General features: G+C 64.9%; 10 protein-coding genes. 6 read left to right on the plus strand and 4 right to left on the minus strand.

Annotated elements, in window-relative coordinates:
* On the minus strand, positions 1–925 hold a 925-nt coding region (locus tag ABZS40_RS35475; RefSeq protein WP_354948978.1), incomplete at its 3' end, for an IS256 family transposase.
* Positions 926–1197: 272 nt separating this feature from the next.
* Positions 1198–1452: an Imm1 family immunity protein gene (locus ABZS40_RS35480; RefSeq protein ID WP_354948980.1), complete on the minus strand. Its 255-nt coding sequence runs from the start codon at positions 1450–1452 to the stop codon at positions 1198–1200.
* A 452-nt stretch (positions 1453–1904) separates the two neighbouring features.
* Between ABZS40_RS35480 and ABZS40_RS35485 the strand changes: the two genes are divergently transcribed.
* Positions 1905–2765: a hypothetical protein gene (locus ABZS40_RS35485; RefSeq protein ID WP_354948982.1), complete on the plus strand. Its 861-nt coding sequence runs from the start codon at positions 1905–1907 to the stop codon at positions 2763–2765.
* Between the two features lie 165 nt (positions 2766–2930).
* Here ABZS40_RS35485 and ABZS40_RS35490 read toward each other — a convergent pair whose 3' ends face one another.
* Positions 2931–3371, minus strand: coding sequence for a hypothetical protein (locus ABZS40_RS35490; RefSeq protein WP_354948984.1), 441 nt, complete (start codon positions 3369–3371; stop codon positions 2931–2933).
* On the minus strand, positions 3368–4039 hold the full coding sequence (locus ABZS40_RS35495; protein WP_354948986.1) for a DUF433 domain-containing protein: 672 nt from the start codon (positions 4037–4039) through the stop codon (positions 3368–3370). The genes ABZS40_RS35490 and ABZS40_RS35495 overlap by 4 nt, the downstream gene beginning before the upstream one ends.
* A gap of 186 nt (positions 4040–4225) precedes the next feature.
* On the opposite strand from ABZS40_RS35495, the gene ABZS40_RS35500 reads away from it, so the two are divergent.
* The 5 genes from ABZS40_RS35500 to ABZS40_RS35520 all read left to right on the plus strand — a co-directional run bounded on the left by ABZS40_RS35500 (position 4226) and on the right by ABZS40_RS35520 (position 11410).
* Positions 4226–4603 carry a hypothetical protein gene (locus ABZS40_RS35500; protein ID WP_278180121.1) on the plus strand — a complete coding sequence of 126 codons (378 nt, stop codon included), beginning with the start codon at positions 4226–4228 and terminating at the stop codon, positions 4601–4603.
* A gap of 126 nt (positions 4604–4729) precedes the next feature.
* A complete protein-coding gene (locus ABZS40_RS35505) occupies positions 4730–6175 on the plus strand; it encodes a DUF3375 domain-containing protein (RefSeq protein WP_354948988.1) in 1446 nt (481 codons plus the stop codon).
* A 41-nt stretch (positions 6176–6216) separates the two neighbouring features.
* Positions 6217–6777 (plus strand): DUF4194 domain-containing protein, encoded by a 561-nt coding sequence (locus ABZS40_RS35510; protein ID WP_354948990.1) that lies wholly within the window; start codon positions 6217–6219, stop codon positions 6775–6777.
* A complete protein-coding gene (locus ABZS40_RS35515) occupies positions 6774–10112 on the plus strand; it encodes an SbcC/MukB-like Walker B domain-containing protein (protein WP_354948992.1) in 3339 nt (1112 codons plus the stop codon). Before ABZS40_RS35510 ends, ABZS40_RS35515 begins: the two co-directional genes overlap by 4 nt.
* A gap of 2 nt (positions 10113–10114) precedes the next feature.
* Positions 10115–11410 carry a Wadjet anti-phage system protein JetD domain-containing protein gene (locus ABZS40_RS35520; protein ID WP_354948994.1) on the plus strand — a complete coding sequence of 432 codons (1296 nt, stop codon included), beginning with the start codon at positions 10115–10117 and terminating at the stop codon, positions 11408–11410.
* The last annotated feature ends 479 nt before the right edge of the window (positions 11411–11889 follow it).

An 11889-nucleotide genomic window follows, 5' to 3' on the forward strand; every position in this document is an offset into this window, starting at 1 on the left:
TTGCAGTGCTCACCCGCCGGCGGCTACCGGACCGAGTTTCCGCCAGGACAAGACCGAAATCCTGCACCGACACCAACCCGGTAGCCCCCATTAGATGGATGATGCACGTCTGCACGATCGTGCGGGGCCACACGTTCGTCACGACCTCGGGCAGGCCTTTCAGGCCGTCGCAGACGAGGAAGAACACGTCCTTCACACCCCGGTTCCGCAGGTCGGTCAAAACGCTCATCCAGAACTTCGCACCCTCACCACCTGTGCCGGCCCACAACCCGAGGATGTCCTTCTCACCATCGAGGGTGACCCCGATCGCGGCGTAGAACGGCCGGTTCGCGACCTGCCCATCCCTGACCTTGACCACGATCGCGTCGATGAACACCGCCGCGTAGATCTCATCCAACGGGCGGTGCGACCAGTCGGTCATCTCCTCGATCACCTTGTCCGTGATCCGCGAAATTGTCTCCTTGCTGACCGAGGCACCGTAGATCTCGGCGAAGTGAGCGCTGATCTCCCCGGTCGTCAACCCTTTGGCATACAACGACAACACGACCTCGTCGACCCCCGACAACCGGCGCTGCCGCTTCTTGACGATCTGGGGCTCGAAGGTGCCGGCCCGGTCGCGCGGCACGTCGATCTGCACCGGGCCGGTGCTGTCGGTCAACACCGTCTTCGGCCGGCTGCCGTTGCGGATGTTGCCAGCCCCGGCACCCGACGAATCGTGCTTTTCATAGCCGAGGTGCTCAGTCATCTCCTCGTTCAACGCGGTCTCCAAGACCGTCTTGGTCAACTGCCTCAGCAAGCCGTCCGGACCGGTCAGCGACAGCCCTTGTTCCTTAGCTGCCCGAACCAGCTCAACGGCGGCCTTCGCCTCCGCCGACGGCTCGGGCCGCCTCTTGCGTCCGGTCTGGTCGTTCTGTGTAGCGGTCATCACGGCGCCCCCTCACCAGGCACAACGCCCGGCAGGTCAGGCCGGAAACACCTTTAGATCCACAGACCCCTGGCCCGCCTAGCGGACCACGCCGACCGGTGGTCGCAGGCGAACTGCACCGTCTCACCCACGACCGAGTAAGGGATGGGGGCCGCGTGCGGTGCTTCCGGGGTGTCGGCGGCTCCAGGGTGCACCGCACGCGGCGCGGCCCCGCGACTGACGCCCTACCGTGGTCGCGGCATCTGCCCTGTGAGCCGTGGCCATGCTCGAAGCTATTCGGCGGTTTCCCAGGCCAGCGCGGCGGTTCGTTGCCCGCCGCTGGCCAGGAACTGTCGCGCCGCTTGCCGGGCGGTCGCGTTGGTGACGCGGGTGCGTTCGGGCCACGCGTCGGTGGGCGTGCCGGCGTAGTCGAAGGTGAACGCGGGCCCGGGTTCGAGGTCTGGCTGGTATCCCCAAGCGCTGCTGCCGTCGGCGGCGACGTGGTAGACAAACGACCGATCGGGGTGCCCGACGCAGATGTCGAGCATGACGGGAAACTCGCCGCCGCCGGGAGCGACGAGGGTGACGCAGTAGGGCAGCTATGCGCTGTGGGCGTGACTGATCGTGTCCAGTGCGGCGTCGAGTTCGGCGACGGTGCTGACCGACGCGGCGCCGTCGCCGCGTCCCCAGGTGATGTCGATGCTCATCGCCGGATCCCTTCTCCTGTTCCGACGTACAGCTTATGGAGCCACGTGCGGTCACCGTCGGTGAGGAACACCGTCAGGCGTGATCCTTGCGGCAGGATCGTGGCGAGAACCCGGCGGGGCGGCGACAGCGGCTGAAGTAGGAGCCGCCCGGCACATAGGAGACCGGACAGCTGATCATCTTGGTAATCACTTTGATGCTGCGGCCCGCGGTGAGCAGCGAGTGAGTAGGGCTCGTCGATCTGCGATCCTGGAGCAACTCGACGAGCGGGATCAGCGATGTGACTATCAGTGGCATGAAGAGACAACGGGCGGCGCTGCTTGTCGAGCAATTCCTCGAGCGTCTTGACCAGCTGCAGGACGAATGGCCGCTTCGGTTGGTGACCGAGGTGTACGTGATTGGTTCGTTCGCACGGGGGGCTCCGGAGCCGGCTGACGTCGATCTGGATATCGAGTTCGATGGGACTGATTGGCAGTTTGCGAGTGAGAGGACCCAGGCGCTCAGTGCTGGCCGGGATCCACACGGAGACTTGCGCCGGCCGCTGATCGGCCGGACACGAGGATGTCAGTTGGTCTACAACATGCGGACGCGGGCGGATTTCGACCTGACACTGTTGTGGCGCCGAGGTGACGACCTGAGCGTCGCTCTGGAGAGGCTGCGTGGCATCGCGGTAGATCCGACGGCGGCCCGTGCCCCACGGGACGCGATGAGCCCCGAGTTTGAGGGGCTTGACCGGTGGTTGCCGCGACCGATGCGCGAGCAGGTTCTCGAAGCGGTAGCCATTCGTGCGATCGAACTGGAACGTGTGGCTCTTGAGGACCGCGTCGTGGACAGCCCTGAGAGTGCGTCGTACCTGAGGGAGAGATGGCAGCCCGGCGGTGTGTCGTTCAGAGCGGGGCAAGCCGTGCTCGCCCACTACGAGCAGCAGGGGGTGGACTCAGGATCTATTCACCTGCATGGGCAAGACGTCCGAGGCGAGGTGACACCGTACTTCGCTGGCTTCGGGCTGCGGTACCTGTCGTCGGCGCCACGATGCCTTGCCGACTACGACGGTGTGGAGTGGCTTGAGGTTGTCCGTCCGACACTGCGGGGCGAACTGACGGCACTTCGGATCCGCCCGCTTGACCGAACGCGCCTGCGCAAGTTGCGCTGGTAGGGCTGAGCTGCGATGACAAGGCCAGGTGCAGCGACCCCTCTGACAATCGTATGCAGCGGGAAGCTGGTGCGCAGGTATGCCGGGCCAGGCCCGGCTTCGGTGAGTCCGACAGCGGGGAGATCCGTCGGCCAGTTGCAGGTGGTGGATGCCGGATGACAGGCGGTGCTAGAAAAGCGAGATTTTGCGCATGCCGGTGCGGGTGACGCCGTAGATGAAGGGTGCTGGTTCCGCCGCGCAGCGCTCGATGTCGCGCCAACGACTCATGACCACCTCGAGCTGCGCGAACACACTGGACGCGTCCTCGCCGGTGAGCGCGATCATCTTCGCCGCATGGTCACGCACCGCGGCGATCTCCAGCCGGTGTTCTTGTATGTGGCGGTCGCGCGTGATGATCAACCAGCATTGACGGGCTACCTCCGGGATCCACACGGTGTCCTTCGTTGCGGGGCTAGCGATCGGGCATGGCGGCCGGTGCCGCTTGTGGATCACTGCCCCGGGGTCACCGGGGTAAGTGATGTCGGGGCGTAGTCCTGCGAGAACCCGTGCGAGACCGAGGAGGTCAGCGTCGAGGTAGTAGCGAACCTCGGCGGGTTTGATCCGGCTCACGCCGCTCGCTGGGAGTTCTCGTATGCCAGCGCCCATCGAACGTCGCCGACGTCGAGTTGGTAGGTCTCGGCTATCTCATCGACGTCGAGGCCGACTTCGTCCTGCTCCCAGATCGTTTCGGTGCTGATGCCCTTGATCGACGGCCGGCCGAAGCGGACGTCCGGCAGGATGCGCACGGGTGACTGGGGATTGGGGTCTGGACGCCAACCAGCGGCAAGGTCGCCGTCCCACGTCACGCGTTCCCAAAATGCGGCCGAGGGTGGTGTGAGCAGCAGTTGGCCACCGACGACAGCCACTAGGCAGTAGTCCGGGTCGAGGCCAGCGGCCGTCTGTGCTTCGAGAACCAGTTTCCGGCCGGCGACGTAGGGGCGGCGGTCGGCCAGGGGGTAGGGGACGTCGAACCGCTCCCGGAGCAGGTCAATGAAGGCCCGCAGCTCCACCATTGGCACTCGATGGGTTCGGCGATACTCACGCAGCAGGCCAGCCTCGACGAACTCGGCCCACGTCACGGAGCGGCCACCGCGCGGTTCGGTGCGCAGGATCGGCTTGTAGCTCTTGCCTCGCCGTTCGTCGCCCTCAAGCCAGTAGTGCAGCGTCGACTGGGCGACGCGCAGCAGCCGTGCCGCCTCGGCCTCGGAGAAGACTTCACGCTCAAGGACGCTCACCACGTGGACAGTCTTGCACGGGACCGGCGGGTCTTCTGGTCGCGCCTCGTGATGACGCGCGAGACATGGCGATGACTCGCTGTCATCGTGCTCGTCGTCCTTCGGCTCATTGCCGCATCCGTACTTGATAATCGCCGAAGCCTGAACGATCCTAAGATCTCAGAAGATTAGAGACGGAGAGTAGTGGCGGTGGAGATCACGTTGGTGATTGACGACGAACTCGTCATTGACGGGCTGCGTCGCAAGGAACCCCTACGAGTGCGAGTCGTCGTCGACATCGACGACCAACCGACCGCGCCGGCGCAGCCGGTCGGTCCGCCGAAAGGTCCGCTTGCCCCTCTGATGGCTCGCGGAGATCTTCAGGTGGGGGAACGCCTTTACTGGCGTCGACCTCGCCTCGGTAAGACCTTCATCGCTGTTGTCCTGGCATCCGGAGAGCTGGAGATCGCTGGCCGCCGCTATCAGTCGCCATCAGACGCTGCCAGTGCCTGTGCGGCTGGAGCGGCCAACGGCTGGACAGCCTGGCGCCGCGAGCGCGACGGGACGCCGCTCAACAAGCTCCGGTGAGGCAGCCCGCGCTGCACTGTCACCGCGATAGCCGAAACTCTGTCGGTTGATCACCACAGGTATTGGTTTCGTCGCAGAGTGCGGTTAACCTACCGCCGCTACGCGAGCCCGAGAGGGAAGGCGCCGGTGGAGTACGACGAAATTGACTGGCTGCGCAGGCAGGACCGCGCCTGGCGGCTGCTTCGCGCCGACCACGCCCCACTAGTGCTGCGGTTCCTGGGACAGGTCTTCATCGATGACAACATCCGGTCAATCTCGGGGGACCAACTGGCCGAACGGCTCGATGACACCCTGTTCGCGCTCAACGAACAGTACGGCGAGGCAACGTTTCCGAAGAACGCCCGCGCCTACCTCGGTGACTGGGCGGATGCGGGCTGGCTACGCCGGTACTACCCGCCGGACTCCGACGAGGTGCACTTCGACGCGACCCCTGCCGTCGAACGCGCTCTGGCATGGGTGCGGACTCTGCAGGCGCGCGAGTTCGTTGGTACGGAGTCACGGCTCAACATCGCGGTTGATCTCCTCCGGCAGATGGCATTCGGTGCCGAGACCGACCCCGACGCACGCCTCGAGGAGCTGCATCGACGCCGCGGTGAGATCGACGCGGAGATCGCTCGGGTCCGGGCGGGCGACTTCACGGTCCTCGACGATGCTGCCCAACGCGACCGGTATCAACAGTTTGTGGCGACAGCGCGCAGCCTGCTCGCGGATCTGCGGGAGGTAGAGGAAAACTTCCGCGCCCTGGACCGTCGGGTACGTGAGCGGATCGCGGCCTGGCAGGGATCGAAGGGCGAACTGCTCGATGAGATTGTCGGGGGCCGCCACGCGATCTCCGGGTCAGACCAGGGCCGCAGCTTCGACGCGTTCTACGACTTCCTCCTGTCGATGCGACGACAGGAGGAGTTCACCGACCTGCTGGAACGCGTGCAGACACTCGACGCCATCGGACAGGTCGATCACCGCATCACCCGCGTGCAGCACGACTGGTTGAACGCGGCCGGCCGAACCCAATCGACGGTCCGGCTGCTCTCGGAACAGCTCCGCCGGTTCCTCGACGACCAAGCGTGGCTGGAAAATCGCAGGGTCATGGATGTCCTGCGCAGTATCGAAGCGCACGCGCTGATCCTTCGCGACGGCGACACGTCGGCGGTGAAAACGTCGATTGACGACACGAAGGTCGATGTCGTGTTGCCGATGGAACGGCCGCTGTACCGGCCCCGCGCCGGGCATGCCGTCGACAGCGTCACCGCCGAGGAACCTACCGGGCAGGTCGATCTGTCCGCGCTGTTCGAACAAGTCTATGTCGACCCCGCCCGCCTGATAGCCGCCGTGCGTGACCTGCTGCGCGAGCAGCCTCAGGTGCCCCTGCGAGACGTGATGAGCCGTCATCCGTTGAAAGAGGGCCTGGCTGAGCTTGTCGCCTACCTGTCGTTGGACGACGGCTCGTTCACGGTGACATTCGACGAGGCGCGTCGCGAATCGATCACCTGGACCGATGCCGCAGGCGGACGTCGCACGGCGACCGCCCCGACCGTGACGTTCGTCCGCGACAGGGAGGACAGCGACCGGTGACTCCAACCGATTCGGAGGACGAGCCATCACTGTCGGTGGCAGTGACCCAGCTGATGAAGGGCGTGGTCTACCGCGATACCCACACGGCAGCGTGGCACCACCTGTCAGTCCTGCAGCCGCACGTCCGCGACCACGTCGCCGTGCTCGGCCTGGTCGTCGTCGTTGACGAGTCGGAGGGCTACGCCTATCTGAAGTCCCGACCCGAGGACCCGGACCTTCCGCCCGTGCCGCGGCTAGTGCCTCGTCGGTCCCTGTCGTTTCACGTCAGTCTCCTGCTGGCATTGCTGCGCCGCAAACTTGCCGAGGCAGACGCCAGCGGGTCCGACCCTCGACTCGTTCTCTCTCGCCGCCAGATCATCGACATGCTCACCGTGTTCATGCCCTCGGGTACCGACGACGCCCGCCTGGTGGACCAGATCGATGCCCATCTGACAAAGGTCATCGAGTTGGGCTTCCTACGCAGGACAAAGGACAAGGAGCCCAGCTTCGAGGTCCGCCGGATCGTCAAGGCGTTCGTCGACGCCCAGTGGCTCGCGGACTTCGACGCCCGGCTCTCCGAGTACGCCGCCGAACTCTCCCCAGACGCGGAAGGCGCCGCATGACACAACATGGCTACCGTCTGCACCGTCTCGAGGTCCGCAACTGGGGCACCTTCGACCAGCGGATCTGGACATTCCACGTCGACGGAGCCGACAGCCTTCTCACCGGCGACATCGGCTCCGGGAAATCAACCCTCGTCGACGCGGTGACCACCCTCCTGCTACCGGCCAACAAGATCTCCTACAACAAGGCGGCCGGAGCCGAGACCCGCGAACGATCACTGCGCTCCTACGTGCTCGGGTACTACAAGTCAGAAAGCAATGACGCGACCGGCACATCCCGGCCGGTCGGCTTGCGCGCAGGTAGCTGCTTCTCAGTGATCCTCGGGGTCTTCACCGACGAGAGCTTGGGCACGACGGTCACCCTCGCACAGGTGTTCTGGCTGCACGATGGAAACACCGGCCAACCGGAACGCTTCTACGTCACCGCCGGCACCGCACTGACGATCGCCGACGACTTCCTCAACTTCGGCACCGAGATCAGCCAACTGCGTCGACGGCTCCGCCAGCACGGGGCGAAGATCGCCGACCACTTTCCCGAATACGGTCAGGACTTCCGTCGCCGCCTCGGCATCGCCTCAGAGCAGGCGATGGATCTGTTCCACCAGACTGTGTCGATGAAAGCGGTCGGGAACCTCAACGACTTCGTTCGCAGCCACATGCTCGAACCCTTCGACTCCGCAGCGGTGATCCGCCAACTCATCAGCCACTTCGACGACCTCAACCGCGCCCATGACGCCGTCCTCCGAGCGCGAGAGCAGATCGCCGGACTCACTCCGATCATCGACGCCTGCGACGCACACGAACGACTCGGGCGAACCCTGGAAACAGTCGATGCCCAACGCGCCGCGCTGCCACACCTGACCGCACGCCGTAGCGCTGATCTCCTGGACGAGCAGATCGCAGCCCTGGCCGACGACAGAGAACGCAACCAAGGGCTCGTTCGCCAGGTCGATCACGACATCAAAGGCATGGAGGACGCGCACCGCCGCGCCGACCTCGCCCGGGAAGGCCTCGGCGGCGGCCGCCTCGGCGAACTCGAACGCCACATCACCGACATGGAGAACACCCTCGACCTGCGGCGCAACCGCCTGAGCAGCCTTAACGCGCTACTCGACGCCGCCAAGCTAGCGCGAATCGCTGACGCCTCCACGTTCGCTGCCCGACAGGCGGCCGTGACGCAAGAGATTCAGCAGCACGACAGCGAGGTCGCCGACCTGCACACCGCCGCCACCGACGCAGGTGTCGCTGTTCGAGACCTCGAAAAGGAGGCCGCAGAGGTCAACGATGAGCTGCGCAGCCTCAATGGCCGGCCGAGCAACATCCCCCGGCACAACCTGGCCCTCCGGCAGCGACTGTGCGCCGCAATCGAACTGCCGGAAGGCGAACTGCCCTACGTGGGTGAACTGATTCAGGTGCGTGCCGAGCACGCGGAGTGGGAGGGCGCCGCAGAGCGCGTGCTGAGAGGCTTCGCGCTCTCGCTACTCGTCCCCGAAGAGCACTACCGAGCGGTCGCCGACTGGGTTGACGGTCACCACCTGGGCGGGCGGCTCGTTTACTACCGCGTGCCGCTCGCCGTGCTCCGGTCGGCTGACAAGCCAACGGCCGACGATGCTCTCCTGCTGTGTGACACGCTCGACCTGCAAGACTCACCGCTCACCGCCTGGCTCAAGCGAGAGCTGCGGCACCGCGCGTCGCATCGATGCGTTACATCGATGGCCGACTTCCGGCGCGAACCCAAGGCGATCACGCGCAGCGGGCAGCTCAAGGACCCATCCGGGCGACACGAGAAGGACGACCGCAGGCGCATCGACGACCGCAGCCAGTACGTCCTTGGTTGGTCCAGCGAGTCCAAGATCGAGGCGCTCATCGCCGAGGCAACACGTATCGACACCCTCCTGCGAGCAGCACGCGCCACCGAGCGCAAGCATGGCGACGCCCTCAAGAAGCTGAGCCTGCGGCTGGCGGACCTGCACAAAATCACCATGTTCAGTGACTTCACCGACCTCGACTGGGAGGCAGCCTCCCGCCAAGCGGGGCTTCTACGTGAGGAGAAACAACGCATCGAGGCAGGCGCCCAGGGGATCGCGGAGCTCACCGCCGAACTCGAACGCCTCAGCGGTCTCATCACCGACGCGAAAGTCCGCCGCGACGAACACCACAAAGCAATCACGGTAGCCGAAACCGAGTCGGCCGCAGCCACGCAACGACGCACCGAAGCCGACGACTTCCTTCACGATCCCAGCCATGACGCAGCGACCGCTCACTTCCCCCAACTGATGGCTCTCATCCCCGCCCCGCCGGCCGCCCCGGACGGCTGGTACCGGCTCCGCGACAGCCTCACGACGACGCTGAACCGTCAACGCGAGGACACCATGAAAAAGCAGAATCAGGAGAGCAACAAGGCCGTCGGCCTGATGGCGGCCTTCCGCAGCAGGTATCCCATCGACTGCGCCGAGATGGACGCCTCGCTCGCCGCCCACGCTGAGTACCGGGCCATGCATCAGCGCCTCGTCCACGATGACCTGCCCCGCTTCGAGGACGAATTCAAGACCTATCTCAACACCAACGCCATCCGCGACATCGCCACCTTCCACTCCCAGCTACGTCAGCAGGCTGCGCTCATCAAAGAACGCATCGCGACCATCAACGAGTCCCTCGTCGGCATCGACTACAACCCAGGTCGATACATCCGGCTCGATGGGAACCCCACCCCCAACGTCGAAATCCGCGAGTTCCGCACCGAGCTGCGGGCATGCACCGACGACGCCCTCGGCAACGACGACTCAGAGCAGTACTCCGAGCGCAAGTTCCTCCAGGTCAAGGCCCTCATCGAACGGTTCAGAGGCCGCGAGGGCCAGACGGAACCCGACCGCGCCTGGACCAGGCGCGTCACCGACGTCCGCAACTGGTTCACCTTCACCGCCACTGAACGCTGGCGAGACGGCAACGCCGAGTACGAGACCTATGCCGACTCCGGCGGCAAGTCCGGCGGGCAGAAGGAAAAACTCGCCTACACCATCCTGGCAGCATCCCTGGCCTACCAGTTCCGCCTCGACGCCGACACCACCGGCACCTTCCGCTTCGTCGTCATCGACGAAGCCTTCGGCCGCGGATCCGACGACTCCACCCGCTTCGCCCTCGCCCTGTTTCAGCGCCTCGGCCTGCAACTGCTGATCGTCACGCCCCTGCAGAAGATCCACGTCATCGAGCCACACGTATCCGCCGTCGGCTTCGTCGACAACCCCACCGGCAACTTTTCCCGACTACAGACACTGACCATCGAGGAATACCAACACCGGCGGCAAGCCCACACGGAAGCCTCGGCGGAGATCTAGCTATGCCCGCGAGGAGCGACTCCACCGGTTGGAGCACCTTCGAGGACGTCATCGCCAGCCTCAGACGACGCTGGGACCGCGGCGACTTCCTCCGTCACGTCGCCCAAGGCACACCACCGACGCCGGTCAGCGTTGCGCTCAAAGGGCCGAACGTCACGGCGATCGCCAACCAGTTCGGCGACGTCCAACAGTGGGCGTCCCGCTGGCGGCAGACCGATGGCAGCACCGTACGCGTCGAATACCGACGCGTCGGCGGTCGACTGGTCGGCACCAACCAACTACCGCACAAGGCGTGGATTGACACCCCCGACGCCCTCTGGCGAACGCTCGGCGTTCGCCAGCTAGTCGACCGCTACCAAGTCCTGCTCGACCTGACCCACTCTGCCTCACCGGCGGTAGCTCAGTGGGCCATGGAGCACCCAATGAAGGTCCTTCACCATCACCAAGATTGGACTCGCCTCCTCGACACGGCCACCTGGATCGGTCGGCACGGCAACCCCGCCACCTACCTGCGGCAGGTGGACGTCCCCGGCGTTGACACGAAGTTCATCGAGACACGCCGCGGCATTCTTGCCGAAATCCTGGATCGGCACCTACCCGCCGAGCGGATCAAGATCGCTTATCCGCCGTCTGCGTTCGCCGAACGTTACGGACTGCTACCCAAGCCGGTGCTGGTTCGGATCCGCTTCCTCGACGAACACCGACGCTCCGCGCCGTTCGCCGACATCACTGTGCGCGCCGACGAGCTGGCCGCGACGCCATCGCCTGTATCGACCATCTACGTCGTCGAGAACGAGACCACCTTCCTTGCCTTCCCCGCCATCGAAGACGCGGCCGTAATCCACGGAAGCGGCTACGCGGTAGCGAAACTCGAGCCGTTAACATGGCTTCACGAACGAAATATCGTCTACTGGGGCGATATCGACACACACGGCTTTGCAATCCTTAATCGAATCCGGGAAATCTTTCCCCATGCACATTCGATACTCATGGACCGAAAAACGTTGCTGGCCCACCGTGGGCATTGGGGATCCGAGCCCAGTCCGACTCGCCGCGCACTCTCCCAGCTCACCGCAGAAGAACGGTCGCTCCTCGGTGACCTCCTCGATGATGTCTTCGCGCCTTCGCTGCGGCTTGAGCAGGAGTACATCCGGTACTCCGCTATCACTGATGCCCTGCTGAGTAGTCAGCGTGGCCAAACAACGCAGTCCGAGCAGGCCGACCGTCACCAAGGCACCCACTCGCCGCCCGCGCGGGTTACGAGATCCTTGGCGACCAGCGACTCCGACACCTCCTAGGTGGACGGATCGTTGCTGGCCTGCCGCAGGAGGAACCAGTGACGCCCAGCGGCTCTCGGTTGACTTCGGGGTCAGCATGACTGGGGCGCTGCCAGCGAGGTTGCGAACGCCGGATCACACTGGTCACGGCGGGGCCGCCGCTGTGGTCCCAGGCTCATCTGCAGCTTGCAGGCCCCACCGGGCTATTCGCCTCGGGCGAAGGTCTTGTGGCGACGGGAATGGACTACAGCTCATCGAGCCAGTAGTGCGGTCCAACTCCCTGTGGAGAGTTCACAGCACTGTCAAAGCTGCCCTATTGAGGAGCTGGGGCGGGATGCTTTGTCTCAGCCTCGTGAGCTGGTAAGTTGATTGCATGAACACCCACGCTAAGCGTGGATGCTCTAATACTCCAGCAGGAGATCCGTTTCACGGTTCTGTGAGGACTTGTCGGGCGTAGTGGCTGCTCTTGGCTGTGGCTTGATGCCGGCGTCGGAAGATGG

It is taken from the genome of Micromonospora sp. NPDC005324, from assembly GCF_040607155.1.
Taxonomy (GTDB): domain Bacteria; phylum Actinomycetota; class Actinomycetes; order Mycobacteriales; family Micromonosporaceae; genus Micromonospora; species Micromonospora trifolii.